This is a genomic window from Bradyrhizobium arachidis (assembly GCF_024758505.1).
Lineage (GTDB): Bacteria > Pseudomonadota > Alphaproteobacteria > Rhizobiales > Xanthobacteraceae > Bradyrhizobium > Bradyrhizobium manausense_C.
The window spans coordinates 4,111,871-4,136,436 of record NZ_CP077970.1; the positions used below are offsets into that span (position 1 = coordinate 4,111,871).

The 24,566-nt window shown below is 63.6% G+C and carries 29 protein-coding genes; 28 read left to right on the forward strand and 1 reads right to left on the reverse strand.

Going from position 1 to position 24,566, the window contains the following annotated elements; genetic code table 11:
* Positions 1 to 89 precede the first annotated feature (89 nt).
* From rpoC to KUF59_RS18745, 3 genes are all read left to right on the forward strand, one after another.
* Positions 90 to 4,286 (forward strand): DNA-directed RNA polymerase subunit beta', encoded by a 4,197-nt coding sequence (gene rpoC, locus KUF59_RS18735; RefSeq protein WP_212456584.1) that lies wholly within the window; start codon positions 90 to 92, stop codon positions 4,284 to 4,286.
* A 191-nt stretch (positions 4,287 to 4,477) separates the two neighbouring features.
* Positions 4,478 to 6,538: an FAD-dependent oxidoreductase gene (locus tag KUF59_RS18740; RefSeq protein WP_212456583.1), complete on the forward strand. Its 2,061-nt coding sequence runs from the start codon at positions 4,478 to 4,480 to the stop codon at positions 6,536 to 6,538.
* A gap of 135 nt (positions 6,539 to 6,673) precedes the next feature.
* Positions 6,674 to 8,704 carry an ABC transporter ATP-binding protein gene (locus tag KUF59_RS18745; protein ID WP_212456582.1) on the forward strand — a complete coding sequence of 677 codons (2,031 nt, stop codon included), beginning with the start codon at positions 6,674 to 6,676 and terminating at the stop codon, positions 8,702 to 8,704.
* On the opposite strand, the gene KUF59_RS18750 is transcribed toward KUF59_RS18745, so the two are convergent.
* Positions 8,647 to 9,870, reverse strand: coding sequence for an FAD-dependent oxidoreductase (locus tag KUF59_RS18750; RefSeq protein ID WP_212456581.1), 1,224 nt, complete (start codon positions 9,868 to 9,870; stop codon positions 8,647 to 8,649). The genes KUF59_RS18745 and KUF59_RS18750 overlap by 58 nt on opposite strands.
* Positions 9,871 to 10,542: 672 nt before the next feature.
* Between KUF59_RS18750 and rpsL the strand changes: the two genes are divergently transcribed.
* The 25 genes from rpsL to rplO all read left to right on the forward strand — a co-directional run bounded on the left by rpsL (position 10,543) and on the right by rplO (position 24,479).
* Positions 10,543 to 10,914 (forward strand): 30S ribosomal protein S12, encoded by a 372-nt coding sequence (rpsL, locus tag KUF59_RS18755; protein WP_007603006.1) that lies wholly within the window; start codon positions 10,543 to 10,545, stop codon positions 10,912 to 10,914.
* A 15-nt stretch (positions 10,915 to 10,929) separates the two neighbouring features.
* Positions 10,930 to 11,400: a 30S ribosomal protein S7 gene (gene rpsG, locus KUF59_RS18760; RefSeq protein ID WP_212456580.1), complete on the forward strand. Its 471-nt coding sequence runs from the start codon at positions 10,930 to 10,932 to the stop codon at positions 11,398 to 11,400.
* A 33-nt stretch (positions 11,401 to 11,433) separates the two neighbouring features.
* A complete protein-coding gene (gene fusA, locus KUF59_RS18765) occupies positions 11,434 to 13,506 on the forward strand; it encodes an elongation factor G (RefSeq protein ID WP_212456579.1) in 2,073 nt (690 codons plus the stop codon).
* Positions 13,507 to 13,546: 40 nt separating this feature from the next.
* Positions 13,547 to 14,737 (forward strand): elongation factor Tu, encoded by a 1,191-nt coding sequence (gene tuf, locus KUF59_RS18770; protein WP_140976510.1) that lies wholly within the window; start codon positions 13,547 to 13,549, stop codon positions 14,735 to 14,737.
* Between the two features lie 87 nt (positions 14,738 to 14,824).
* Complete coding sequence (rpsJ, locus tag KUF59_RS18775; RefSeq protein WP_002712302.1) at positions 14,825 to 15,133, forward strand: 30S ribosomal protein S10; 309 nt, start codon at positions 14,825 to 14,827, stop codon at positions 15,131 to 15,133.
* Positions 15,134 to 15,231: 98 nt separating this feature from the next.
* Positions 15,232 to 15,945: a 50S ribosomal protein L3 gene (gene rplC, locus KUF59_RS18780; RefSeq protein ID WP_212456578.1), complete on the forward strand. Its 714-nt coding sequence runs from the start codon at positions 15,232 to 15,234 to the stop codon at positions 15,943 to 15,945.
* 1 nt (position 15,946) lies between these two features.
* Positions 15,947 to 16,567, forward strand: coding sequence for a 50S ribosomal protein L4 (gene rplD, locus KUF59_RS18785; protein ID WP_212403715.1), 621 nt, complete (start codon positions 15,947 to 15,949; stop codon positions 16,565 to 16,567).
* Positions 16,564 to 16,866 (forward strand): 50S ribosomal protein L23, encoded by a 303-nt coding sequence (locus KUF59_RS18790; RefSeq protein WP_140976513.1) that lies wholly within the window; start codon positions 16,564 to 16,566, stop codon positions 16,864 to 16,866. Before rplD ends, KUF59_RS18790 begins: the two co-directional genes overlap by 4 nt.
* Before the next feature lie 12 nt (positions 16,867 to 16,878).
* Positions 16,879 to 17,712 (forward strand): 50S ribosomal protein L2, encoded by an 834-nt coding sequence (gene rplB, locus KUF59_RS18795; protein ID WP_212456577.1) that lies wholly within the window; start codon positions 16,879 to 16,881, stop codon positions 17,710 to 17,712.
* Positions 17,713 to 17,724: 12 nt separating this feature from the next.
* On the forward strand, positions 17,725 to 18,003 hold the full coding sequence (rpsS, locus tag KUF59_RS18800; RefSeq protein WP_140976515.1) for a 30S ribosomal protein S19: 279 nt from the start codon (positions 17,725 to 17,727) through the stop codon (positions 18,001 to 18,003).
* A 10-nt stretch (positions 18,004 to 18,013) separates the two neighbouring features.
* Positions 18,014 to 18,400: a 50S ribosomal protein L22 gene (gene rplV / locus KUF59_RS18805; protein WP_008549264.1), complete on the forward strand. Its 387-nt coding sequence runs from the start codon at positions 18,014 to 18,016 to the stop codon at positions 18,398 to 18,400.
* Between the two features lie 18 nt (positions 18,401 to 18,418).
* Positions 18,419 to 19,132 carry a 30S ribosomal protein S3 gene (gene rpsC / locus KUF59_RS18810; protein ID WP_212456576.1) on the forward strand — a complete coding sequence of 238 codons (714 nt, stop codon included), beginning with the start codon at positions 18,419 to 18,421 and terminating at the stop codon, positions 19,130 to 19,132.
* Between the two features lie 30 nt (positions 19,133 to 19,162).
* Complete coding sequence (gene rplP, locus KUF59_RS18815; protein ID WP_212456575.1) at positions 19,163 to 19,576, forward strand: 50S ribosomal protein L16; 414 nt, start codon at positions 19,163 to 19,165, stop codon at positions 19,574 to 19,576.
* A gap of 5 nt (positions 19,577 to 19,581) precedes the next feature.
* Positions 19,582 to 19,788 (forward strand): 50S ribosomal protein L29, encoded by a 207-nt coding sequence (gene rpmC, locus KUF59_RS18820; protein WP_140982250.1) that lies wholly within the window; start codon positions 19,582 to 19,584, stop codon positions 19,786 to 19,788.
* A 13-nt stretch (positions 19,789 to 19,801) separates the two neighbouring features.
* Positions 19,802 to 20,050, forward strand: coding sequence for a 30S ribosomal protein S17 (gene rpsQ / locus KUF59_RS18825; protein ID WP_145660379.1), 249 nt, complete (start codon positions 19,802 to 19,804; stop codon positions 20,048 to 20,050).
* 83 nt (positions 20,051 to 20,133) lie between these two features.
* Positions 20,134 to 20,502 (forward strand): 50S ribosomal protein L14, encoded by a 369-nt coding sequence (gene rplN, locus KUF59_RS18830; RefSeq protein WP_072823614.1) that lies wholly within the window; start codon positions 20,134 to 20,136, stop codon positions 20,500 to 20,502.
* A complete protein-coding gene (gene rplX, locus KUF59_RS18835; RefSeq protein WP_212456574.1) occupies positions 20,502 to 20,816 on the forward strand; it encodes a 50S ribosomal protein L24 in 315 nt (104 codons plus the stop codon). Before rplN ends, rplX begins: the two co-directional genes overlap by 1 nt.
* Positions 20,809 to 21,366, forward strand: coding sequence for a 50S ribosomal protein L5 (gene rplE, locus KUF59_RS18840; RefSeq protein WP_212456573.1), 558 nt, complete (start codon positions 20,809 to 20,811; stop codon positions 21,364 to 21,366). The genes rplX and rplE overlap by 8 nt, the downstream gene beginning before the upstream one ends.
* 46 nt (positions 21,367 to 21,412) lie before the next feature.
* Positions 21,413 to 21,718: a 30S ribosomal protein S14 gene (gene rpsN, locus KUF59_RS18845; RefSeq protein ID WP_018647251.1), complete on the forward strand. Its 306-nt coding sequence runs from the start codon at positions 21,413 to 21,415 to the stop codon at positions 21,716 to 21,718.
* 14 nt (positions 21,719 to 21,732) lie between these two features.
* Complete coding sequence (gene rpsH / locus KUF59_RS18850; protein ID WP_140982244.1) at positions 21,733 to 22,131, forward strand: 30S ribosomal protein S8; 399 nt, start codon at positions 21,733 to 21,735, stop codon at positions 22,129 to 22,131.
* 16 nt (positions 22,132 to 22,147) lie between these two features.
* Entirely contained in the window at positions 22,148 to 22,681 is a 534-nt protein-coding gene (gene rplF, locus KUF59_RS18855; protein ID WP_212456572.1) for a 50S ribosomal protein L6, read from the forward strand.
* An 11-nt stretch (positions 22,682 to 22,692) separates the two neighbouring features.
* The gene (rplR, locus tag KUF59_RS18860) at positions 22,693 to 23,055 is read left to right on the forward strand and encodes a 50S ribosomal protein L18 (RefSeq protein ID WP_212456571.1); all 363 of its coding nucleotides are present in this window, start codon (positions 22,693 to 22,695) and stop codon (positions 23,053 to 23,055) included.
* 47 nt (positions 23,056 to 23,102) lie between these two features.
* Positions 23,103 to 23,699, forward strand: a complete 597-nt coding sequence (gene rpsE / locus KUF59_RS18865) for a 30S ribosomal protein S5 (RefSeq protein ID WP_212456570.1) — start codon at positions 23,103 to 23,105, stop codon at positions 23,697 to 23,699.
* Positions 23,700 to 23,723: 24 nt separating this feature from the next.
* Entirely contained in the window at positions 23,724 to 23,918 is a 195-nt protein-coding gene (gene rpmD / locus KUF59_RS18870) for a 50S ribosomal protein L30 (RefSeq protein WP_212456569.1), read from the forward strand.
* 75 nt (positions 23,919 to 23,993) lie between these two features.
* Positions 23,994 to 24,479 (forward strand): 50S ribosomal protein L15, encoded by a 486-nt coding sequence (rplO, locus tag KUF59_RS18875; RefSeq protein WP_212456568.1) that lies wholly within the window; start codon positions 23,994 to 23,996, stop codon positions 24,477 to 24,479.
* Positions 24,480 to 24,566: the final 87 nt, after the last annotated feature.

A 24,566-nucleotide genomic window follows, 5' to 3' on the forward strand; every position in this document is an offset into this window, starting at 1 on the left:
CGCCCCTCCCAAGGCCTTGAGGGCAGGGCGCCTCGCAAAGTGATTTTCGAATTTGCTGCCGGAGGCGACCGGTACGCGAGGAGAAGACGATGAACCAAGAAATTATGAATCTTTTTAACCCGACGACGCCGGCTCAGGTCTTCGACCAGATCCGGATCTCGATCGCGTCCCCCGAGAAGATTCTGTCCTGGTCCTACGGCGAGATCAAGAAGCCGGAGACCATCAACTACCGCACCTTCAAGCCCGAGCGGGACGGTCTGTTCTGCGCGCGCATCTTCGGGCCGATCAAGGACTACGAGTGCTTGTGCGGCAAGTACAAGCGCATGAAGTACAAGGGCATCATCTGCGAGAAGTGCTCGGTCGAGGTTACGCTGTCGCGCGTCCGGCGCGAGCGCATGGGCCATATCGAGCTCGCAGCGCCCGTCGCCCACATCTGGTTCCTGAAGTCGCTGCCCTCGCGCATCGGCCTCCTGCTCGACATGACGCTGAAGGATCTCGAGCGGATCCTGTACTTCGAATACTACGTCGTTCTCGAGCCGGGCCTCACCGCGCTGAAGGACCGTCAGCTCCTGTCGGAAGACGAGTACCTGAAGGCGCAGGACGAATACGGCCAGGATTCCTTCACCGCCATGATCGGCGCCGAAGCGATCCGCGAGCTGCTCAAGGGCATGGATCTCGAGAAGCTCGAGGTGACCCTGCGCGCGGAGATGGCCGACACCGACTCCGACATCAAGCACAAGAAGCTCGCCAAGCGTCTGAAGATCGTCGAGGCGTTCCGCCACTCCGGCAACAAGCCGGAATGGATGATCCTCACGGTCGTTCCGGTGATCCCGCCGGATCTGCGTCCGCTGGTGCCGCTGGACGGCGGCCGCTTCGCGACCTCCGACCTCAACGACCTCTACCGCCGCGTCATCAACCGCAACAACCGCTTGAAGCGGCTGATGGAGCTGCGCGCGCCCGACATCATCATCCGCAACGAGAAGCGCATGCTTCAGGAAGCGGTCGATGCACTGTTCGACAACGGCCGCCGCGGCCGCGTCATCACCGGCGCCAACAAGAGGCCATTGAAGTCGCTCGCCGACATGCTGAAGGGCAAGCAGGGCCGGTTCCGCCAGAACCTGCTCGGCAAGCGCGTCGACTATTCCGGCCGGTCGGTGATCGTGGTCGGTCCCGAGCTGCGCCTGCACCAGTGCGGCCTGCCGAAGAAGATGGCGCTCGAGCTGTTCAAGCCGTTCATCTATTCGCGGCTCGACGCCAAGGGCCTGTCCACCACCGTGAAGCAGGCCAAGAAGCTGGTCGAGAAGGAGCGGCCCGAGGTCTGGGACATCCTGGACGAGGTGATCCGCGAGCATCCGGTGCTCTTGAACCGCGCGCCGACGCTGCATCGCCTGGGCATCCAGGCGTTCGAGCCGGTGCTGATCGAGGGCAAGGCGATCCAGCTCCATCCGCTGGTCTGCGCTGCGTTCAACGCCGACTTCGACGGCGACCAGATGGCCGTGCACGTTCCGCTGTCGCTTGAAGCGCAGTTGGAAGCGCGCGTCCTGATGATGTCGACCAACAACATCCTGCACCCGGCGAACGGCCAGCCGATCATCGTGCCGTCGCAGGACATCGTGCTCGGTCTCTACTATCTCTCGATCCTGCGCGAAGGCATGCCCGGCGAGGGCAAGGTGTTCGGCGAGATGGCCGAGCTCGAGCATGCGCTGCATTCGAAGGTCATCCACCTCCACACCAAGATCAAGTATCGGTGGGAAGGCGTCGGCGAGGACGGCAAGCCCGCGCGCCGCTGGATCGAGACCACGCCCGGCCGCATCATGCTCGGCAACGTGCTGCCGAAGAGCCCGAAGATCTCCTACGACATCATCAACAAGCTGATGACCAAGCGCGAGATCTCCGGCGTGATCGACCAGGTCTACCGCCACTGTGGTCAGAAGGAGACGGTGATCTTCTGCGACCGCATCATGGCGCTCGGCTTCTACAACGCGTTCAAGGCCGGCATCTCGTTCGGCAAGGACGACATGGTCGTGCCGCACGGCAAGTGGAAGATCGTCGACACCACCCGTACGCTGGCGAAGGATTTCGAGCAGCAGTACAATGACGGTCTGATCACGCACGGCGAGAAGTACAACAAGGTCGTCGACGCCTGGTCGAAGGCCACGGAAGAAATCGCCAAGGCGATGATGAAGGAGATCTCCTCGACCAAGAAGACGGCGAGCGGGGCGGATGCCGACATCAACTCGATCTACATGATGGCGCATTCCGGTGCGCGTGGTTCGCCGGCGCAGATGCGCCAGCTCGCCGGCATGCGCGGCCTGATGGCCAAGCCGTCGGGCGAGATCATCGAGACGCCGATCATCTCGAACTTCAAGGAAGGCCTCTCGGTGCTCGAGTACTTCAACTCGACCCACGGCGCCCGCAAGGGCCTCGCGGACACCGCGTTGAAGACCGCGAACTCCGGCTACCTGACGCGGCGTCTGGTCGACGTTGCCCAGGACTGCATCATCACGCAGGACGACTGCGGCACCAAGCTCGGCATCAAGATGCGCGCCATCGTCGATGCCGGCACCGTGGTCGCCTCGCTCGGCTCGCGCATCCTCGGCCGCACGGCCGGCGAAGACGTCAAGGACGCCTCCGGCAAGGTGATCGTCAAGCGCGGGACCTTGATGGAAGAGATCCACGTGGACGCCATCCAGCAGGGTGGCGTGCAGGAGGTGAAGATCCGCTCGGCGCTGACTTGCGAGCTCGTCAACGGCATCTGCGGCAAGTGCTACGGCCGCGACCTCGCCCGCGGCACGCCGGTCAACCACGGCGAAGCGGTCGGCGTCATCGCGGCGCAGTCGATCGGTGAGCCGGGCACCCAGCTCACCATGCGCACCTTCCACATCGGCGGTGCGGCGCAGCTCAACGAGCAGTCGTTCGTCGAATCCAATTTCGACGGCAAGATCGTGATCAGGAACAAGGCCATCGCCCGCAACAGCGAAGGTCACCTGATCGCGATGGTGCGCAACATGGTGGTCGCGATCGTCGATGCCGACGGCACCGAGCGTGCGACGCACCGCATCCAGTACGGCTCGCGCCTGCATGTCGACGAAGGCGACATGGTCAAGCGCGGCCAGCGCATCGCGGAGTGGGATCCCTACACCCGTCCGCTCCTCACCGAGGTGGAAGGCACCATCGGCTTCGAGGATCTGGTCGAGGGGCAGTCGATCTCGGAAACGCTCGACGAGTCCACCGGTATCGCCAAGCGCGTGGTCATCGACTGGCGCTCGACCCGCGGCGGCGCGGACCTGCGTCCGGCCATCGTGGTCAAGGGCAAGGACGGCAAGGTCCTCAAGCTCGCGCGTGGCGGCGATGCCCGCTACATGCTGTCGGTCGACGCGATCCTTTCGGTCGACACCGGCTCGAAGGTTGCGCCGGGCGACATCCTCGCCCGTATCTCGACCGAGAGCGCCAAGACGCGTGACATCACGGGCGGTCTGCCGCGCGTGGCGGAACTGTTCGAGGCACGGCGTCCGAAGGACGCGGCGATTATCGCGGAAATCGCGGGCACCATCCGGTTCGGCCGCGACTACAAGAACAAGCGCCGCATCTCGATCGAGCCGATGGACAAGACCGAGGAGACTCGCGAGTACCTGATTCCGAAGGGCAAGCACATCCACCTTCAGGACGGCGACGTCGTCGAAAAGGGCGACTTCATCGTGGAAGGCAACCCGGCGCCGCACGACATCCTGGCGATCAAGGGCATCGAGGAACTCGCGGCCTATCTGGTCAACGAGATCCAGGAGGTCTACCGGCTGCAGGGCGTGCTCATCAACGACAAGCACATCGAGGTGATTGTCCGTCAGATGCTCCAGAAGGTGGAAATCACCGACCAGGGCGAGACCGACATGATCTCCGGCGAGCAGGTCGACAAGATCGAGTTCGACCAGCTCAACGAGAAGGCGAAGGAAGAGGGCAAGAAGCCCGCTACGGGAACGCCGGTTCTGCTCGGCATCACCAAGGCGAGCCTGCAGACCCGCTCCTTCTTCTCGGCGGCCTCGTTCCAGGAGACCACCCGCGTCCTCACGGAAGCGGCGGTCAACGGCAAGGTCGATCCGCTCGAGGGCCTCAAGGAGAACGTCATCGTCGGCCGGCTGATCCCGGCAGGCACCGGCGCCTCCATGGCCAAGATCCGCGAAGTCGCCGTGAAGCGCGACAAGCTGATCCTCGACGAGCGCGAGAAGCAGGCCTCCATCGTCTCGCCGGCGCCGGAAGCGGAACCGGTGGCGTTGCCGCCCGCGGAATAATAGCTCCTCCGTACGATTACTGAGGACGACGAAAAGGCCGGCTCATGCCGGCCTTTTTGCTGCTTTCTTTGCTTGTTGCAGTGCAGGGACGCCTTTCGTTCATCTTCCCTTCAGGCTGAAAAGCGCTTTTGCTAAGGTAGCTTAGACCGGAGGTCCCGACACGGGGGGCGGCCGGAGACCACGGAACTCACATGCTTGATCTCGCAATCGTAGGCGGTGGCCCCGGCGGGCTGATGAGCGCCTGGTATCTGAAGCGTAAACTCGGCGATCTCTGCCGCGTCACCATCTACGAAGCGTCCGACCGTCTCGGCGGCAAAATCGTCACCCGCAAATTCGATTCCGCGCCCGCGATCTACGAGGCCGGCGTTGCGGAAATCTATGACTACTCGATGACAGGCCCGGACCCGCTGCGCGAGCTGATCCAGCATTTCGGACTGCAGACCATTCCAATGGATGCCGAGCAGGTGCAGTTCGGCGGCGAATTGTTGAACGACGTGCCGGGCATGCGCCGGAAGTACGGCGCCAAGACTGCCGCGGCGATCGAGGCCTTCCGCCAGCGCTGCGCCGATCTGATGTCGCCGATCGAGTACTACGAGGGCGTCGGCGCGCACGACAACGAGCACCCCTGGGCTCACAAGACCGCGGAGCAGGTGCTGGACGAGGAAGTCGACGACGCAATCGCAAAGCGCTTCTTCAAGGTGATGGCGCGTTCCGACATCGCAACCGAGAGCCACAACACCAACGGGCTCAACGCGCTGAAGAACTATCTGATGGATCTCGACGGCTATATCGGCCTCTATTCCATCCAGAACGGCAACGAGCAGTTGATCGAGTGCCTGCAGTCCGAGGTCAACGCAGACATCCAGCTCAATCATCGCGTGCTCGCCGTCGGCAAGGCCGCGACCGGCCGCTATCAGCTCAAGATGATGAACGGCAAGGGGCCGGAGACGCGCGACTTCGACCTCGTGCTGGTCTGCCTGCCGCATTCCTGGCTGCACACCATGGGCTGGGAAGGCGAGCAGCTCCGCAAGTCGATGGTCAAGCACGTCTCCTATTTCGACCGTCCGGCGCACTATCTGCGGGTCTCGATCCTGTTCGACGAGCCGTTCTGGGGCGAGAAGATTCCCGGCGCCTGGTTCATGTCGGAGGCGTTCGGCGGCTGCTGCGTCTACAACGAGGGCGCGCGCCACGACGTCGGCAAGCACGGCGTGCTGAACTGGCTCATTCCCGGCTCCGATGCGCTGGCTTTTGCCAACCTGTCGGACCAGGAGTTGATCGACGCCGCGGTGAAATCGCTGCCGGCTTCGCTGGGCGATGCCCGCGCGCACTTCATGGAAGGCAAGATCCACCGCTGGCTGTCCTCGGTGAATGCGATTCCCGGCGGCTTGCCCGTGCGCGACGTCATGACCAACCATCGGCCGGAGCCGAAGGAGCACCCCGGCATCGTGCTCGTCGGTGACTATCTGTTCGACTCCACGCTGAACGGTCTGCTGGACTCCTCGGACGCGGCGACCGACATCATCCTGACCGAGATGATGCGCCTGCGCCGCGCGAAGAGCCAGGATGCGAAGCCGCTGTCGGACAAGATCGACCGCGACTACTTTGAGAACTATCGCGGCGCCGGCCCCTATGGCGAGGTGTGGCGGCAGTTCACCGATCCCGACTATCTCACCAGGCTGATCGGCATCGTCTGGGGCAGGGCGAAGGGCGCAAAACTCCTGGTCGCGGGTTCCGCGAGCGGCGAGCTGGTCGGCGCGCTGCGCGAGCGCGGCATCGACGCCTTCGGCATCGAGAACAACCGCGCCATCCACGCCAAAACGCCGAAGGCGCTGCGGAAGTACAACAAGCTCGGCTCGATCGTGGACATGCCGTTCAAGGACGGCGCGTTCGATTTCGTGTTCGAGACCAGCCTCTGCCACGTCTCCGAGAAGCAGGTGGCGCGCGCCATTCGCGAGCTCAACCGCGTGGTCAAGACCGGCCTGGTGTTTGGCTCGGTGACCTCGGACATGGCGCCGGCGTTGATCGACCGTTACGACCTCCTTCGCGGCGTCAGGAAGCTCGGCACCTGGTGGGAGTGGTCGGAGCTGTTCTTCGGCAACGGGTTCGACCTGTCGATGCACCGCAACGATTGCACCGATGCGCTGTGGGCGGCGACGCTGTCCGCCAACAAGGGCCCGGGACAGTGGTACGCCGACGCTGACAGTCTGCGTTACTCGTTCTTCGACAAGGTCGAGGACGACGACGAGGACTAGCCGCGGCCGCGGAACGCGCATTTGCCAATTGTTTTGCCGAATTCATTTTGATCGCATAGAATCGGTGCCATAGCGGTTTCCGCTATTCCCTCGGTTTCTCTGCGGTCATGCCGGCCGTCAGCATCGGTTGGTTTCATGGCGCCCAGGTCTTCGGACAATAGGTCTTCGGACAACAGGTCTCCCTCGTCGGATACACAGAAGCTCGCTGCCGCGGACGCGGCGGCCGAGCTCGAGGACAAGCTCGCCTCCGGCAAGCAGGCCGAGGACGACGATGACGAGGAGGATGAGGACGAGCTTCCCGAGCTCGATGATGACGACGAGGACGAGGACCTCGTCGTCTTTACCGCCCGCGAAGCCGCCGGCGCGCTCTCGACCATCCTGAGTTTCGTCAGGCCCTATCTCGGCAACTACAAGCGCATGCTGGCTTTCGTGGCGTTCGGCGTCATGATCGAGACGCTGTTCAACGTCATCATGCCGCTGAGCCTGAAGTTCCTGATCGACGACGCGCTCGGCGAAGAGGATTTTCAGGCGCTCTACAAGATCCTCGGCGTGCTGGCAGTTGCCGGTATCTTCACCTCGATCGTCGCGGTCTGGTACGAGCGCTGGGATGCACGGCTCGCCGCCTGCATCATCTCCGATATCCGCAAGCGGCTGTTCGAGCACGTCCAGGACCTGCCGGCCTCCTATTTCGGCCGCACCAAGCGCGGCGAGATCTTGTCGCGCTTCTCGGTCGATCTGTCGGCCGTCGAAGGCTCGATCAAGACCTTTGCCAACAGCGCCGCGCTGCCGTTCCTGGAATTGATCGCGGGCATCATCCTGATGGTGTTCCTGAACTGGCAGCTCGCCGCGGTGGCGCTGCTGGTGTTCCCGATCACCTTGATCGGCCCGCGCATCCTCACGCCGAAGGCGGTGCATGCGAACTACGAGCAGAAGCTGAACGAGGCCTCGCTGCTCGGCATGGTGCAGGAGAACGTCGGCGCGCAGGCGGTGATCAAGGCGTTCAGCCTGCAGCGCAAGATGTTCGGCTTCTTCAGCTTCCGCAACAATGAGACCCGCAACAGGATCGCCTCGGCGACCTTCCTGTCCACCATGGTGGAGCGGACGGTCACGATCTCGGTGCTGCTGTTGCACCTCGTGGTGCTGGCGATCGGCGCCTATCTGGCGACCAAGGGCCAGATCACGATCGGCACCTTCGTCACCTTCGAGAGCGCGTTCTGGGAAGTCTCCTACAATATCGCCCATGTGATGCACTTTATCCCGGTGTCGATCTCCTCGGCCGCCGCCGTGCGCCACATCCAGGACCTCCTGGACGAGCCGACGCGCGGCGCCGATCGTGCCGGCGCGCCGGATCTGCCGCGCATCACCAACGACATCACCTTCGACCGCGTCACTTTCCAGTATGAGGGCAGCCAGACGCCGGTGCTGGACAATCTCAGCCTCAAGCTCAACGTCGGCAGGAGCATCGCGGTCGTCGGCCCGAGCGGCTCCGGCAAGAGCACGCTGCTCAACCTGATCCTGCGGCTCTACGTTCCGGACGAGGGCCGCGTCACCATCGACGGCGTCGATATCCGAAAGGTCACGCTGGGCTCGCTGCGGCAAAGCATGGCGGTCGTGTTCCAGGAGAACATGCTGTTCAACATGTCGATCCGCGAGAACATCCGCCTCGGTAAGGAGGGCGCCACCGACGCGGAGGTGGAGGAGGCGGCCAAGAAGGCGGAGATCCACCGCTACATCATGAGCCTGCCGCAGAAATACGACACGCCAGTCGGCGAGCGCGGCGACACGCTGTCGGGCGGCCAGCGCCAGCGTATCGCGATCGCGCGCGCGATCATCCGCAACCCCTCGGTGCTGCTCCTGGACGAGGCGACCTCGGCGCTGGACCAGACCACGGAAGCCGCGATCAATCGCACGCTGCTCAAGGTCGCCAAGGGCCGCACCATGATCTGGTCGACGCACCGTCTGACGTCGGTGGTCGAGATGGACGAAATCATCGTGATTTCAGGCGGCCGCGCCATCGAGCGCGGCTCGCATGCCGAGCTGCTCGCCAAAAACGGCGCCTATCGCAAGCTGTGGGACGACCAGCTCCACCAGCCGCATGGCGCCGCGCGTCAGGTCGATGACGACGACAGCGATGACGATGACGATGAGGACGACGACGAGGAGTGACCGAGGAAATTCGGCTCCAGGCGAAATTGCCGTCCAAGACGTCGTAGCAGGCCCTGGGCGGACCAGGCCGTGAAGCGCGCCCAGCGCTGGGCTGCCCAATAGGGGCTCGTCGAAATCGAAACCTCGCGGAAGTCGAAGGCCTTTGCCGCGGACCAGGCGTCGCAGTCGCGCTTGACCGGATCGTCGTAGAAGGCGGCGATCTTGCCCGCATCCATGCCGTCGGTCGCCAGCCAGGCCGGGATGTGGACGTTGCAGAGCCGCTCGACGTCGGTGAACACCTTGTCGGTGCCCGTGCCGGCGACAGGGCAGGAGGTCGCGAAGGCATCGCCGACCAGCACCAGGCCGGCCTGGCGCACCGCGCTGTGCACGTAGAGATCGACGGGGCGGATCTTGACGTCATCAGAGACGTCGAAGGCGCCGGTGATGCGCTTCAGCCGCGGCAATGCGGCGTTCAACGTCGTAACCGGCGCCCGGCGCAGCTCGCGCAGCCAGGGATCGTCGGCGGCGCGGTAGACGAACAGGTTGGCGCGCATCCGCGTGCCGATCGGAAACAGGGTGAGGTAGGGGATGCGGTCGCTCGGCCGCTCCGAGAAATAGGTGAGTGCCGGGAAATCGAACGAGGGACGTCCGACCGGCACCATGTTGAAGCCAACCGAGATCGAATGTCCTGCACTGATGATTTCGCGCTGGAGGCCGAGCTGGTGGCGCAGGCCGACATTCAGTCCATTGGCGAGCACGACGAGTCGCGCGGATACGGTCTCGTCGTTGGAGAGGGTGACCTTCTGCCGCTCCGTGCTGGTCGAGATTGACAGAGCCTTGGCGCAGATCGTCTCGACAGATCCTGGAATCTCAGCGCGGATCGCGTTGACGAAGGAATGATAGTGGAAGCCGAACTGGTGGCTCGGTGACTTGTCGAGCAGGCGGCCGAAGCGCGCAATCCAGTTCTCGCCGGCGAAGGTCGTCTGCCGGAGTACCGATTCGGCGAATCCGGTGCGCCGGAACAGCTCGACCTGGGTGTCGCCAGAGATTTTTTCGACGCGAAAATCCGGCGGATAGTCGCGGTGAGGGTCGATCAGCACGGCCGAAATACCGGCGCGGCCGAGCATTGCCGCGGCGGTCGAGCCGGCAAGACCCCCGCCGATGATCGCAATGTCGGTATACCGCATGGGGTATTTTCTCCGCCGAAGCGCCATCAGTGCTCACGAACAGGAAAAAAAGCCTTAGCACCGGTCATAAAAGTACATTTTACCCGGGTATAAATTGGGTTCGGGCTGGCGGAACGGCACCCCGGCACCCATATCCGGGAGGCGCGGTGAGGGCGCCGAACAAGCGAATTCTACAGGCGCGATAAGCGCTTTTGCGCTGTGGTTTCGCCTTGACTTGACCGATTCTCACTTATAGAAAGCGCGTCACTTAACGACAGGCGGTGAGCATCGCCAACGTCGGAACGGAGCACCCGTTAGGTCCTCTTAGGACCGCTTCGCGGGCACCAACCTCGACGAATGCCGCTCAAACGCTGTCGATGATAGCTAGGCAATGCCAGGACGATATTTGTTCTCTTGAGCACGTCCTCTTGAGACCGAACTCGGATGCATGACCTCGGTATGCGGCCGCAGGCTTAAACGCCGAACGGCCTGAAGACTGCGGTCCTCTGTGGCGTCGAAGCGCTTTCCGCTCAGCAATGAGCGGTTGGCGCAATTTCGCTTTGCGCGGATCGTTTCGCGCAGCGCGGCCCCCTCGGGCGGGTTGTCCGGAGAAGAATTTGCGGACCCGGTAAAGGTTCGCGGCAAGAAAGCGGTCCCGCAAGGGGCCGCGGCAGAAAAAGGGTGAAGGCCAGGATGCCGACGATCAACCAGCTGATCGCACAACCGCGTGAAGTGCAGAAGTCGCGCAAGAAGGTGCCGGCGCTGCAGCAGTCGCCGCAGAAGCGCGGCGTGTGCACGCGCGTCTACACCACCACGCCGAAGAAGCCGAACTCGGCGCTTCGTAAGGTCGCCAAGGTGCGCCTGACCAACGGTTTCGAGGTCATCGGCTACATCCCCGGCGAGGGCCATAACCTCCAGGAGCACTCGGTGGTCATGATCCGCGGCGGTCGCGTCAAGGACTTGCCCGGCGTGCGCTACCACATCCTCCGCGGCGTGCTGGATACCCAGGGCGTCAAGAACCGTAAGCAGCGTCGTTCGAAGTACGGCGCGAAGCGTCCGAAGTAAGCGGGAACCTCTTCCATGTCTCGTCGCCATTCTGCGGAAAAGCGTGAAGTTCTCCCGGATCCGAAGTTCGGGAACATCATCATCACGAAGTTCATGAACTCCATCATGTACGACGGCAAGAAGTCTGCCGCCGAGAGCATCGTCTACGGCGCGCTCGCCATGATCGAGACCAAGACCAAGCAAGGCCCGCTGCCGGTGTTCGAGCAGGCGCTGGAAAACGTCATGCCGACCATCGAGGTGCGGTCCCGCCGCGTCGGCGGCGCCACCTACCAGGTGCCCGTCGAAGTGCGTTCGGTCCGCCGTCAGGCGCTGGGCATTCGCTGGATCATCACGGCTGCGCGCGAGCGTAATGAGAAGACGATGACCGAGCGGCTCTCGGCTGAGCTCCTGGACGCGTCGAACAACCGCGGGAACGCCGTCAAGAAGCGCGAAGACGTGCACCGGATGGCCGAAGCCAACCGCGCCTTCTCGCACTATCGCTGGTAACGGCGACACACTGGACTCGCAAGGAACGACCCCATGCCCCGCCAACATGCCATCGAAGACTACCGTAACTTCGGTATCATGGCGCATATCGACGCCGGTAAGACCACGACGACCGAGCGCATCCTCTATTACACCGGCAAGAGCCACAAGATCGGCGAAGTGCACGAAGGTGCTGCGACGATGGACTGGATGGAGCAGGAGCAGGAGCGTGGCATCACGATCACCTCGGCTGCGACCACCGCGTTCTGGGCCGGCAAGCGCCTGAACATCATCGACACGCCCGGCCACGTCGACTTCACCATCGAGGTCGAGCGTTCGCTGCGCGTGCTCGACGGCGCCGTGTGCGTTCTCGACAGCAACCAGGGCGTCGAGCCGCAGACCGAGACTGTCTGGCGCCAGGGTGACAAGTACAAGGTTCCGCGCATCGTCTTCGCCAACAAGATGGACAAGACCGGCGCCGACTTCTTCAAGTGCCTGGCCGATATCGTCGACCGTCTCGGCGCCAAGCCGATCGCGATCCAGCTTCCGATCGGCGCCGAGAACAACTTCAAGGGTCTCGTCGACCTCGTGAAGATGAAGGGCGTCATCTGGAACGACGAAGCGCTCGGCGCGAAGTACGACTATGTCGACATCCCGGCCGACCTCGTCGACCAGGCCAAGGAATACCGCGAGAAGATGGTGGAAGCCGCCGTCGAACTCGACGACGACGCCATGGCCGCCTATCTCGACGGCAACGAGCCGGACGAGGCGACGCTGAAGCGGCTGATCCGCAAGGCCGTGCTGACCGGTGCGTTCTATCCGGTGCTCTGCGGTTCCGCGTTCAAGAACAAGGGCGTGCAGCCGCTGCTCGACGCCGTCGTCGACTATCTGCCGTCGCCGATCGACGTGCCCGCGATCAAGGGCACTGACGACAAGGGCAACGAAGTCGTCCGCAAGGCGGACGACAAGGAGCCGCTCGCGCTGCTCGCGTTCAAGATCATGGACGACCCGTTCGTCGGCACCATCACCTTCTGCCGCATCTACTCCGGCGTTCTGCAGAGCGGCACCGGCGTCGTGAACTCGACCCGCGAGAAGAAGGAGCGGATCGGGCGCATGCTGCTGATGCATGCGAACAACCGCGAAGACATCAAGGAAGCCTATGCCGGCGACATCGTTGCGCTGGCTGGCCTGAAGGAAGCGCGCACCGGCGACACGCTGTGCGATCCCGACAAGCAGGTCATCCTCGAAAAGATGGAATTTCCCGAGCCGGTCATCGAGATCGCGATCGAGCCGAAGTCGAAGGCCGACCAGGAAAAGCTGGGCGTGGCGCTGGCGAAGCTCGCCGCGGAGGATCCGTCCTTCCGCGTTTCGACCGATCAGGAGTCCGGCCAGACCATCCTCAAGGGCATGGGCGAACTCCACCTCGACATCAAGGTCGACATCCTCAAGCGCACCTACAAGGTCGATGCCAACATCGGCGCGCCGCAGGTGGCGTTCCGTGAGCGCGTCACCAAGAAGGCCGAGGTCAAGTACACGCACAAGAAGCAGACCGGCGGTACCGGTCAGTTCGCCGAAGTGTCGATCGTGGTCGAGCCGAACGAGCCCGGCAAGGGCTATGAGTTCGAGTCCAAGATCGTCGGCGGTGCGGTGCCGAAGGAATACATCCCCGGCGTCGAAAAGGGCCTCAACAGCGTCATGAGCTCCGGCGTGGTCGCGGGCTTCCCCGTGGTGGACGTCAAGGTTCAACTCGTGGACGGCAAGTACCACGACGTCGACTCGTCGGCGCTGGCCTTCGAAATCGCATCGCGCGCGGCGTTCCGCGAAGCCTTGCAGAAGGGCAAGTCCGTCCTGCTCGAGCCGATCATGAAGGTCGAAGTGGTGACCCCGGAAGACTACACCGGCTCGGTCATCGGCGACCTGAATTCCCGGCGCGGTCAGATCCAGGGTCAAGACATGCGCGGCAACGCCAACGTCATCAACGCGATGGTGCCGCTCATGAACATGTTCGGTTACGTGAATAACCTGCGCTCGATGAGCCAGGGGCGCGCGACCTTCACCATGCAGTTCGACCACTACGCAGAAGCGCCGGCGAACGTGTCGGCAGAAGTCCAGAAGAAGTTTGCCTGATTGTCGTCGGTCCGAAGCTGACGATTGAACGGAGAGTCAAATGGCCAAAGCAAAGTTTGAACGTAACAAGCCGCACTGCAACATCGGCACCATCGGTCACGTCGACCATGGCAAGACGTCGCTGACGGCGGCGATCACCAAGGTTCTCGCCGAAGCCGGCGGTGCGACGTTCACGGCGTACGACCAGATCGACAAGGCGCCGGAAGAGAAGGCGCGCGGCATCACGATCTCGACCGCGCACGTCGAGTACGAGACGCCGAACCGCCACTACGCTCACGTCGACTGCCCCGGCCACGCCGACTACGTCAAGAACATGATCACCGGCGCTGCCCAGATGGACGGCGCGATCCTGGTCGTGTCGGCCGCTGACGGCCCGATGCCGCAGACCCGCGAGCACATCCTGCTCGCCCGCCAGGTCGGCGTGCCCGCGCTCGTCGTGTTCCTCAACAAGTGCGACATGGTCGACGATCCGGAGCTGCTCGAGCTCGTCGAGCTCGAAGTCCGCGAGCTGCTCTCGAAGTACGAATTCCCGGGCGACAAGATCCCGATCATCAAGGGCTCGGCGCTCGCCGCCCTCGAAGATTCCGACAAGAAGCTCGGCCACGACGCCATCCTCGAGCTGATGAAGAACGTCGACGAGTACATCCCGCAGCCGGAGCGTCCGATCGACCAGCCGTTCCTGATGCCGGTTGAAGACGTGTTCTCGATCTCGGGCCGCGGCACCGTGGTGACCGGCCGTGTCGAGCGCGGCATCGTCAAGGTCGGCGAGGAAATCGAGATCGTCGGTCTGCGTGCGACCCAGAAGACCACCGTCACCGGCGTCGAAATGTTCCGCAAGCTGCTCGATCAGGGCCAGGCCGGCGACAACATCGGTGCGCTGCTCCGCGGCACCAAGCGCGAGGAAGTCGAGCGCGGCCAGGTGCTCTGCAAGCCGGGTTCGGTCAAGCCGCACACCAAGTTCAAGGCCGAGGCTTACATCCTCACCAAGGAAGAGGGCGGTCGCCACACCCCGTTCTTCACCAACTACCGTCCGCAGTTCTACTTCCGCACCACCGACGTGACCGGTGTCGTGCACCTGCCGGAAGGCACCGAGATGGTGATGCCGGGCGACAACATCGCGATGGAAGTGCACCTGATCGTGCCGATCGCGATGGAAGAGAAGCTCCGCTTCGCGATCCGCGAAGGCGGTCGCACCGTCGGCGCCGGCGTCGTCGCCTCGATCATCGAGTAATTACGCGAATAGGGAATGGCGGGTGGCGAATAGGGAAATCTATTCGCTACTCGCTACTCGCCACTCACCTGAGAAGAAAGCACGGCAATGAACGGCCAAAACATTCGCATCCGTCTCAAGGCGTTCGACCATCGTATCCTCGATACGTCGACCCGCGAGATCGTGAACACGGCGAAGCGCACGGGCGCTCAGGTTCGCGGACCCATTCCGCTGCCGACCCGCATCGAGAAGTTCACCGTCAACCGTTCGCCCCACGTCGACAAGAAGAGCCGCGAACAGTTCGAGATGCGCACCCACAAGCGCCTGCTCGACATCGTCGATCCGACCCCGCAGACCGTCGATGCCTTGATGAAGCTCGACCTGGCCGCCGGTGTCGACGTCGAGATCAAGCTCTGAGCATGACCCCGAGAAGTGGGCACCGGTTTTCGGATCGGGTCATGCTCACGAAGAAAATTGGTTAGTCCGCAAGGACAGAAAGAACAGGAAGCAAGCCGATGCGCTCCGGAGTGATCGCACAAAAGGTCGGGATGACGCGGGTCTTCACGGAGGCCGGCGAACATATCCCCGTGACCGTGCTGAAGCTCGGCAATTGCCAGGTCGTAGGCCACCGCACCGAAGAGAAGAACGGCTATGTCGCGCTGCAGCTCGGCGCCGGCACCCGCAAGACCGTGTATCTACCGAAGGCGGAGCGCGGTCAGTTCGCGGTCGCCAAGGTCGAGCCGAAGCGGCAGGTCGAGGAATTCCGCGTCTCCGCCGATCAGATGATCCCGGTCGGCGCCGAGATCCAGGCCGATCACTTCGTCGTCGGCCAGTTCGTCGACGTCACCGGCACCTCGGTCGGTAAGGGTTTTGCCGGCGGCATGAAGCGCTGGAACTTCGGCGGTCTGCGCGCCACGCACGGTGTGTCGATCTCGCACCGCTCGATCGGTTCGACCGGCGGCCGTCAGGACCCCGGCAAGACCTGGAAGAACAAGAAGATGCCCGGCCACATGGGTGTCGACCGCATCACCACGCTCAACCTTCGCGTCGTCCAGACCGATGTCGCGCGTGGCCTGATCCTCGTCGAAGGCGCCGTTCCCGGCTCCAAGGGCGGCTGGATCCGCGTGCGCGACGCCGTCAAGAAGCCGCTGCCGAAGGAAGCTCCGAAGCCCGGCAAGTTCAAGGTTGCCGGCGAAGCGGACGCCGCTCCGGCCGCGCAGGAGGCGTGAGATGGAACTGAAGGTCACGACCCTCGAGGGCAAGGAAGCCGGCTCCGTCCAGCTCTCCGACGCCATTTTCGGCCTCGAGCCGCGCGAGGACATCATCGCGCGCTGCGTGAAGTGGCAGCTCGACAAGCGTCAGGCTGGCACCCACAAGGCCAAGGGCCGCGCCGAGATCTGGCGCACCGGCAAGAAGATGTACAAGCAGAAGGGCACCGGCGGTGCTCGTCACGGCTCGGCTCGCGTGCCGCAGTTCCGCGGCGGTGGCCGTGCCTTCGGCCCGGTCGTGCGCTCGCATGCCTCCGACCTGCCGAAGAAGGTCCGCGCGCTTGCTCTCAAGCACGCGCTGTCGGCCAAGGCCAAGGATGGCGATCTCGTGGTGATTGAGAAGGCCGCGCTGGAAGCCGCCAAGACCAAGGCGCTGCTCGGTCACTTCGCCGGCCTCGGGCTCACCAACGCCCTGATCATCGACGGCGCCGAGCTCAACAACGGTTTTGCCGCGGCCGCCCGCAACATCCCGAACATGGACGTGCTGCCGATCCAGGGCATCAACGTTTATGACATCCTGCGCCGTCAGAAGCTCGTTCTGACCAAGGCCGCCATCGATGCGCTGGAGGCGCGCTTCAAATGACGAAGAACATCGAGCCTCGCCACTACGACGTGATCGTTGCGCCGGTCGTGACCGAAAAGGCGACGATCGCCTCCGAGCACAACAAGGTCCTGTTCAAGGTGGCCGCCAAGGCGACCAAGCCGCAGATCAAGGAAGCGATCGAGAAGCTGTTCGACGTCAAGGTCAAGAGCGTCAACACGCTGGTCCGCAAGGGCAAGACCAAGGTCTTCCGCGGCAATCTCGGCTCGCAGTCGAACACCAAGCGCGCGATCGTGACCCTCGAAGAGGGCCACCGCATCGACGTTACCACCGGTCTGTAAGGTCGCACGACGATGGCACTGAAGACATTCAATCCCACGACGCCGGGCCAGCGCCAGCTGGTCATGGTCGATCGTTCGGCGCTCTACAAGGGCAAGCCGGTCAAGGCGCTCACCGAGGGCAAGCAGTCCAAGGGTGGCCGCAACAACACCGGTCGCATCACCGTGCGCTTCCGCGGCGGCGGCCACAAGCAGGCCTACCGCACCGTCGACTTCAAGCGTGACACGGTCGATACGCCTGCGACCGTCGAGCGGCTGGAATACGATCCGAACCGCACCGCGTTCATCGCGCTGATCAAGTACCAGGACGGCACGCTCGCCTACATCCTGGCACCGCAGCGCCTCGCCGTCGGCGACACCGTGGTTGCCGGCAACTATGTCGACGTGAAGCCGGGCAACGTCATGCCGCTCGGCAACATGCCGGTCGGCACGATCATCCACAACATCGAGACCAAGATCGGGAAGGGCGGCCAGCTCGCACGTTCGGCCGGCACCTACGCCCAGATCGTCGGTCGCGACCAGGACTACGTCATCGTCCGCCTCAACTCGGGCGAGCAGCGCCTGGTGCACGGCCGTTGCCGCGGCACGATCGGCGCGGTGTCGAACCCGGACCACATGAACACCTCGATCGGCAAGGCCGGCCGCAAGCGTTGGATGGGCCGTCGCCCGCACAACCGCGGCGTCGCGATGAACCCGATCGACCATCCGCACGGCGGCGGTGAAGGCCGTACCTCGGGCGGCCGCCACCCGGTCACCCCGTGGGGCAAGCCGACCAAGGGCAAGAAGACCCGCACCAACAAGTCGACCAACAAATTCATTCTCCTAAGCCGCCACAAGCGGAAGAAGTAAGGAACGGCGGACATGGTTCGTTCAGTCTGGAAAGGCCCGTTCGTCGAGGGCTCGCTGCTCAAGAAGGCCGACGCCGCGCGCGCGTCGGGCCGTCACGACGTCATCAAGATCTGGAGCCGTCGCTCGACCATCCTGCCGCAGTTCGTCGGCCTGACGTTCGGCGTCTACAACGGCCAGAAGCATGTGCCGGTGAACGTCAACGAGGAAATGGTCGGTCACAAGTTCGGCGAGTTCTCGCCGACCCGGACCTTCCATGGCCATTCGGGCGACAAGAAAGCCAAGAAGGCTTGAGGATTAAACGATGAGCAAACCTAAGCGCGAACGGAGCCTCGCCGACAACGAGGCCAAGGCGGTCGCCCGGATGCTGCGGGTGAGCCCGCAGAAGCTCAACCTGGTCGCCCAGCTCATTCGCGGCCGGAAGGCGTCTGCGGCGCTCGCTGACCTGCAGTTCTCGCGCAAGCGGATCGCGGTCGACGTGAAGAAGTGCCTGGAATCGGCTATCGCCAACGCCGAGAACAACCACGACCTCGACGTCGACGATCTCGTCGTGGCGCAGGCCTTCGTGGGCAACGGTCTCGTGATGAAGCGCTTCGCCGCGCGCGGCCGTGGCCGCTCGGGCCGTGTCTACAAACCATTTTCGCAACTGACGATCATCGTTCGTCAGGTCGAAGCCGAAGCAGCGGCTTAAGGGACGCAGGAGAAAACGATGGGTCAAAAGATCAATCCGATCGGTCTGCGTCTCGGCATCAACCGGACCTGGGATTCGCGCTGGTTCGCCGGCAAGCAGGAATACGGCAAGCTGCTGCACGAGGACGTCAAGATTCGCGAGATCCTGCACAAGGAGCTCAAGCAGGCGGCCGTCGCCCGCATCGTGATCGAGCGTCCGCACAAGAAGTGCCGCGTCACCATCCACTCGGCTCGTCCGGGTGTCGTGATCGGCAAGAAGGGCGCCGACATCGACAAGCTGCGCAAGAAGGTCGCCGACATCACCTCGTCGGACGTCGTGATCAACATCGTCGAGATCCGCAAGCCGGAGCTCGACGCCACGCTGGTCGCCGAATCGATCGCGCAGCAGCTCGAGCGCCGCGTCGCGTTCCGCCGCGCCATGAAGCGCGCGGTGCAGTCGGCGATGCGTCTCGGCGCCGAGGGCATCCGCATCAACTGCTCGGGTCGTCTGGGCGGTGCGGAAATCGCGCGCATGGAGTGGTACCGCGAAGGTCGCGTGCCGCTGCACACGCTGCGCGCCGACATCGACTACGGCGTTGCGACCGCGTTCACGACCTTCGGCACCTGCGGTGTCAAGGTCTGGATCTTCAAGGGTGAGATCCTCGAGCACGATCCGATGGCCCAGGACAAGCGGATGGCTGAAGGCGAGAGCGGTGGCGGCGGTAGTGGCCGGCCGCGTCGCGACGCAGCTTGAAGCCAGGACAGGAATTGAGGGCTTAAAGCCATGATGCAACCAAAGAAAACGAAGTTCCGGAAGGCGCATAAGGGCCGTATCCACGGCGTTGCGACTTCGGGCGCGACGTTGGCGTTCGGCCAGTTCGGCCTGAAGGCGACCGAGCCGGATCGCGTCACCGCGCGCCAGATCGAAGCCGCCCGCCGCGCGCTGACCCGCCACATGAAGCGCGCCGGCCGCGTCTGGATCCGCGTGTTCCCGGACGTGCCGGTGTCGAAGAAGCCGGCCGAAGTCCGCATGGGCTCCGGCAAGGGCTCGCCCGAATTGTGGGTGGTGCGCGTCAAGCCGGGTCGGGTGCTGTTCGAGATCGACGGCGTCAACAACCAGACCGCGCGCGAGGCGCTGACCCTGGCCGCTGCCAAGCTGCCGATCAAGACGCGCTTCGTCGAGCGCATTGCGGAGTAATGGCCATGGCCCAGATGAAGATCGAAGACATCCGCGCGATGAGCCCCGACCAGCAGGATGACGCCATCCTGAACCTGAAGAAGGAGCGCTTCAACCTGCGCTTCCAGCGCGCCACCGGGCAGCTCGAGAACACCTCGCGCCTGCGCGAGGCCCGCCGTGACATCGCCCGCATCAAGACCGTCGCCGCGCAGAAGCGCGCGAAGAAGAAGTAAGGGGCTTACGAATATGCCGAAACGTACTCTGCAAGGCGTGGTCGTCAGCGACAAGACTGCCAAGACCGTCGTGGTGCGCGTCGACCGCCGCTTTACGCACCCGATCTACAAGAAGACGATCCGCCGTTCGAAGAACTACCACGCGCACGACGAGAGCAACGAGTTCAAGCCGGGCGACATGGTGTGGATCGAGGAATCGAAGCCGATTTCGAAGTTGAAGCGCTGGGTCGTGATCCGGGGCGAACACAAGAAAAGCGCCTGAGCTGCCGGCTTTCCGCCGACTGACTTCAGGGAAATGTTGAGCGCAGCGAGCCTGCGCAGATAGAAAGAGGACGAGGTGCATCAATGATTCAGATGCAGACCAACCTCGACGTGGCCGACAATTCTGGCGCACGCCGTGTCATGTGTATCAAGGTGCTTGGAGGCTCCAAGCGCCGTTACGCCACCGTGGGCGACATCATCGTCGTGTCGATCAAGGAAGCGATTCCGCGCGGTAAGGTGAAGAAGGGCGACGTGATGAAGGCCGTGGTGGTGCGGGTCCGCAAGGACATCCGCCGTCCCGACGGTTCGGTCATCCGCTTCGACCGCAACGCCGCCGTCCTGATCAACAACCAGGCCGAGCCGGTCGGAACCCGTATCTTCGGGCCCGTGCCGCGCGAGCTGCGCGCCAAGAACCACATGAAGATCATTTCGCTCGCGCCGGAGGTGCTGTGATGGCTGCGAAGATCCGCAAGGGCGACAAGGTCATCGTTCTGACCGGTCGCGACAAGGGCCGCACCGGCGAGGTGTTCGAGGTGCGCCCGGATGCCGGCACCGCTCTGGTGCGCGGCATCAACATGGTCAAGCGTCACCAGAAGCAGACGCAGGCCCAGGAGGGCGGCATCATCTCGAAAGAGGCGCCGGTCCAACTGTCCAACATCGCGTATCTCGGCAAGGACGGAAAGCCGACGCGCATCGGATTCAAGATTCAGGCGGACGGCAAGAAGGTCCGCGTTGCCAAGAGCTCGGGAGCTGAGATCGATGGCTGAGGCCGCTTACACCCCGCGCCTGCGCGCGGAATACGACAGCAAGATTCGTACGGTCATGACCGAGAAGTTCGGTTATGAGAACGTCATGCAGGTGCCGCGACTGGACAAGGTCGTGCTCAACATGGGCGTGGGCGATTCCGTCAACGACCGCAAGAAGGCCGAGACCGCCGCTGCCGAACTGACGCAGATCGCCGGCCAGAAGGCGATCGTAACCTATTCGCGCATCGCGATCGCGACCTTCAAGCTGCGTGAGAACCAGCCGATCGGCTGCAAGGTCACGCTGCGCAAGACCCATATGTACGAGTTCATCGATCGCCTGGTGAACGTCGCGCTGCCCCGCGTTCGCGACTTCCGTGGCCTCAACCCGAAGAGCTTCGACGGCCGCGGCAACTATTCGCTCGGCATCAAGGAACACATCATTTTCCCCGAGATCGACTTCGACAAGGTCACCGAGGCCCGCGGCATGGACATCACCGTCTGCACCACGGCCAAGACCGACGAAGAGGCGAGGGCCTTGTTGACCGCTTTCAATTTCCCGTTCCGGCAGTGAGACGCTGAAGAGCAGCCTCTCAAACGCGGATACCCAGGAGCCAAGCATGGCAAAGAAGAGTTCAGTCGAGAAGAACAACCGGCGCAAGCGGATGGTGAAGAACGCCGCCGCCAAGCGCGAGCGGTTGAAGGCGATTATCGCCGACAAGAAGCTGCCGATGGAAGAGCGGTTTGCCGCGACCCTGAAGCTTGCGGAAATGCCGCGCAACTCGTCGGCGACCCGCATCCGTCTGCGTTGCGAACTGTCGGGCCGGCCGCGCTCGAACTACCGCAAGAACAAGCTGTCGCGTATCGCGCTGCGCGACCTCGGCTCCAAGGGCATGGTCCCTGGCCTCGTGAAGTCGAGCTGGTAAGGAGGGTCGGTTAGATGTCTACGCACGATCCAATCAGCGATCTGATCACCCGTATCCGCAACGCGCAGATGCGTGCCAAGACCAAGGTCTCCACGCCTGGCTCCAAGATGCGCCAGAACGTGCTCGATGTGCTGAAGAACGAAGGCTACATCCGCGGCTACGCCACGGTCGAGCACACCTCCGGCCGCAGCGAGATCGAGATCGAGCTGAAGTATTTCGACGGCGAGCCCGTCATCCGCGAGATCGAGCGGGTCTCCAAGCCCGGGCGTCGTGTCTACGCCTCGGTGAAGAACCTGCCGCGGGTCAATAACGGACTCGGCATTTCGGTGTTGTCGACGCCGAAGGGGATCATGGCCGACCACGACGCGCGCGACGCGAATGTGGGCGGCGAAGTCCTCTTCACGGTGTTCTGAGAAGGATTTTTGATCCATGTCACGTGTTGGCAAAAGGCCTGTGGCGGTTCCGTCGGGCGTTACCGCGACCGTCGATGGGCAGACCGTCAAGATGAAGGGGCCGAAGGGCCAGCTTCAGTTCGTCGTCCATGACGACGTCGAGGTGAAGCTTGAGAGCGGCCAGGTCAAGGTCAAGCCCCGGCTCGAGACCAATCGCGCGCGGGCGCTGTACGGCACCGCACGCGCCCAGGTCGCGAACCTCGTCGAGGGCGTCACCAAGGGTTTTGAGAAGAAGCTCGAAATCACCGGCGTCGGTTACCGCGCCGCGATGCAGGGCAAGAACCTGCAGCTCGCGCTCGGCTACAGCCACGACGTGGTCTATACGATCCCGGAGGGCATCACGATTACCGTGCCGAAGCCGACCGAGATCAACATCTCGGGCAGCGACGTCCAGCGCGTCGGCCAGGTTGCCGCGGAGATCCGCGCCTACCGTCCGCCGGAGCCCTACAAGGGCAAGGGCGTGAAGTACGCCGACGAATTCATCTTCCGCAAGGAAGGCAAGAAGAAGTAACGGAGCCGGTCATGTCGAAAGCCAAGGTTACGAATGCCCGGCGCAAGCGGAGTGTGCGGCTGAAGCTGCGCCGCTCCGCCGGCGGCCGTCCGCGCCTGTCCGTGTTCCGCTCGTCCAAGCACATCTACGCCCAGGTCATCGACGACCTGAAGGGCGAGACGCTGGCGTCGGCCTCCTCGCTCGAGAAGGCGATGCGCGACGGCGGCAAGACCGGCGCCGACATCGACGCCGCGAAGGCGGTCGGCAAGTTGCTGGCCGAGCGCGCTGCGCAGAAGGGTGTCAAGGAAGTCGTGTTCGATCGCGGTAGCTACCTCTATCACGGGCGCGTCAAGGCTCTTGCTGACGCGGCACGTGAGAGCGGGCTGAGCTTCTAACAGAATTTGAGGATTGAGGCGTAAGCCTCTGAAGGATTGGAAAAACCATGGCAGCTGAACGCGAGCAACGCGGTGGACGCGATCAACGCGGCGGACGCGAACGGAGCAGGGAGCGCGAGGAGCGCGACAGCGAGTTCGTCGACAAGCTCGTCCACATCAACCGCGTGGCCAAGGTCGTCAAGGGCGGCAAGCGCTTCGGTTTCGCAGCGCTGGTCGTGATCGGCGATCAGAAGGGCCGCGCCGGCTTCGGTCACGGCAAGGCCCGCGAAGTGCCTGAGGCGATCCGCAAGGCCACCGAGTCCGCCAAGCGCAACCTGACCCGCGTGTCGCTGCGCGAGGGCCGCACGCTGCATCACGACATCGCCGGCCGTCACGGCGCGGGCCGTGTCTACCTGCGTGCCGCTCCGGCCGGTACCGGCATCATCGCCGGCGGCCCGATGCGCGCCGTGTTCGAGACGCTCGGCGTCCAGGACGTGGTTGCGAAGTCGATCGGCTCGTCGAACCCGTACAACATGGTGCGTGCGACCTTCGACGCGCTCAAGCACCAGGACTCGCCGCGTTCGGTCGCTGCGCGCCGCAACATCAAGGTGTCCACTCTGCAGTCCCGCCGTGTCGGCGGCGATGCCGAGGCGGCTGCCGACTAACGAAAGCTTTTCGGAGTTAACACGATGGCCAAGGCCGCAAAGACGATCAAGGTCGAGCAGACCGGCAGCGCGATCCGCCGCCATCACTCGCAGCGCTCGACCCTGATCGGGCTCAAGCTCAACAAGATCGGCCGCGTCGCCGAACTGCCGGACACTCCGGCGGTCCGCGGCATGATCGAAAAAGTTCACCATCTCGTCCGCATCGTCGACGAGAAGTAAGACAGGGCGCATGACGCCGAAGACCGGCTACCGGTTTTCGGACCAGATCATGCGCAAGACACAAGGAGAAGGGCGATGAAGCTCAGCGAGATCGCCGACAATCCCGGTTCGCGCAAGAAGCGCATGCGCGTCGGCCGCGGCATCGGTTCCGGCAAGGGCAAGCAGTCCGGCCGCGGCGGCAAGGGCCAGACCGCGCGTTCGGGCGTGCGCATCAAGGGCTTTGAAGGCGGCCAGATGCCGATGCATCGCCGTCTGCCGAAGCGTGGCTTCAACAACATCTTCCGCGTCGAGTTCGCCGAGATCAATCTCGACCGGCTCCAGGACGCCGTCGATGCCAAGAAGCTCGACACCAAGAGCGTCGTGAACGCCGAGGCGCTGGTGAAGGCCGGTGTGCTCCGCCGCTCCAAGGCTGGCGTGCGGCTGCTCGGCCGCGGCGAGCTCAAGACCAAGCTCAACATCGAGGTGCACGGCGCCACGAAGTCCGCGATCGCAGCGGTCGAGAAGGCCGGCGGCTCGGTGAAGATCCTCGCAGCCCCCAAGGACGAAGGCGAGGCGGCGTAACAACTGCGTCATTGGCCCGCACCCTGCGGGCCTTTTCGCGTGCTTGACGATGGACTTATCGAAGCCGAGCACCAGATAATGTCCGGC

Excerpts from the sequence above, each read along its gene's own strand:
- rpoC (WP_212456584.1), top strand. The coding sequence starts at position 90 with ATGAACCAAGAAATTATGAATCTTTTTAACCCGACGACGCCGGCTCAG.
- KUF59_RS18740 (WP_212456583.1), top strand. The coding sequence starts at position 4,478 with ATGCTTGATCTCGCAATCGTAGGCGGTGGCCCCGGCGGGCTGATGAGC.
- KUF59_RS18745 (WP_212456582.1), top strand. The coding sequence starts at position 6,674 with ATGGCGCCCAGGTCTTCGGACAATAGGTCTTCGGACAACAGGTCTCCC.
- KUF59_RS18750 (WP_212456581.1), bottom strand. The coding sequence starts at position 9,870 with ATGCGGTATACCGACATTGCGATCATCGGCGGGGGTCTTGCCGGCTCG.
- rpsL (WP_007603006.1), top strand. The coding sequence starts at position 10,543 with ATGCCGACGATCAACCAGCTGATCGCACAACCGCGTGAAGTGCAGAAG.
- rpsG (WP_212456580.1), top strand. The coding sequence starts at position 10,930 with ATGTCTCGTCGCCATTCTGCGGAAAAGCGTGAAGTTCTCCCGGATCCG.
- fusA (WP_212456579.1), top strand. The coding sequence starts at position 11,434 with ATGCCCCGCCAACATGCCATCGAAGACTACCGTAACTTCGGTATCATG.
- tuf (WP_140976510.1), top strand. The coding sequence starts at position 13,547 with ATGGCCAAAGCAAAGTTTGAACGTAACAAGCCGCACTGCAACATCGGC.
- rpsJ (WP_002712302.1), top strand. The coding sequence starts at position 14,825 with ATGAACGGCCAAAACATTCGCATCCGTCTCAAGGCGTTCGACCATCGT.
- rplC (WP_212456578.1), top strand. The coding sequence starts at position 15,232 with ATGCGCTCCGGAGTGATCGCACAAAAGGTCGGGATGACGCGGGTCTTC.
- rplD (WP_212403715.1), top strand. The coding sequence starts at position 15,947 with ATGGAACTGAAGGTCACGACCCTCGAGGGCAAGGAAGCCGGCTCCGTC.
- KUF59_RS18790 (WP_140976513.1), top strand. The coding sequence starts at position 16,564 with ATGACGAAGAACATCGAGCCTCGCCACTACGACGTGATCGTTGCGCCG.
- rplB (WP_212456577.1), top strand. The coding sequence starts at position 16,879 with ATGGCACTGAAGACATTCAATCCCACGACGCCGGGCCAGCGCCAGCTG.
- rpsS (WP_140976515.1), top strand. The coding sequence starts at position 17,725 with ATGGTTCGTTCAGTCTGGAAAGGCCCGTTCGTCGAGGGCTCGCTGCTC.
- rplV (WP_008549264.1), top strand. The coding sequence starts at position 18,014 with ATGAGCAAACCTAAGCGCGAACGGAGCCTCGCCGACAACGAGGCCAAG.
- rpsC (WP_212456576.1), top strand. The coding sequence starts at position 18,419 with ATGGGTCAAAAGATCAATCCGATCGGTCTGCGTCTCGGCATCAACCGG.
- rplP (WP_212456575.1), top strand. The coding sequence starts at position 19,163 with ATGATGCAACCAAAGAAAACGAAGTTCCGGAAGGCGCATAAGGGCCGT.
- rpmC (WP_140982250.1), top strand. The coding sequence starts at position 19,582 with ATGGCCCAGATGAAGATCGAAGACATCCGCGCGATGAGCCCCGACCAG.
- rpsQ (WP_145660379.1), top strand. The coding sequence starts at position 19,802 with ATGCCGAAACGTACTCTGCAAGGCGTGGTCGTCAGCGACAAGACTGCC.
- rplN (WP_072823614.1), top strand. The coding sequence starts at position 20,134 with ATGATTCAGATGCAGACCAACCTCGACGTGGCCGACAATTCTGGCGCA.
- rplX (WP_212456574.1), top strand. The coding sequence starts at position 20,502 with ATGGCTGCGAAGATCCGCAAGGGCGACAAGGTCATCGTTCTGACCGGT.
- rplE (WP_212456573.1), top strand. The coding sequence starts at position 20,809 with ATGGCTGAGGCCGCTTACACCCCGCGCCTGCGCGCGGAATACGACAGC.
- rpsN (WP_018647251.1), top strand. The coding sequence starts at position 21,413 with ATGGCAAAGAAGAGTTCAGTCGAGAAGAACAACCGGCGCAAGCGGATG.
- rpsH (WP_140982244.1), top strand. The coding sequence starts at position 21,733 with ATGTCTACGCACGATCCAATCAGCGATCTGATCACCCGTATCCGCAAC.
- rplF (WP_212456572.1), top strand. The coding sequence starts at position 22,148 with ATGTCACGTGTTGGCAAAAGGCCTGTGGCGGTTCCGTCGGGCGTTACC.
- rplR (WP_212456571.1), top strand. The coding sequence starts at position 22,693 with ATGTCGAAAGCCAAGGTTACGAATGCCCGGCGCAAGCGGAGTGTGCGG.
- rpsE (WP_212456570.1), top strand. The coding sequence starts at position 23,103 with ATGGCAGCTGAACGCGAGCAACGCGGTGGACGCGATCAACGCGGCGGA.
- rpmD (WP_212456569.1), top strand. The coding sequence starts at position 23,724 with ATGGCCAAGGCCGCAAAGACGATCAAGGTCGAGCAGACCGGCAGCGCG.
- rplO (WP_212456568.1), top strand. The coding sequence starts at position 23,994 with ATGAAGCTCAGCGAGATCGCCGACAATCCCGGTTCGCGCAAGAAGCGC.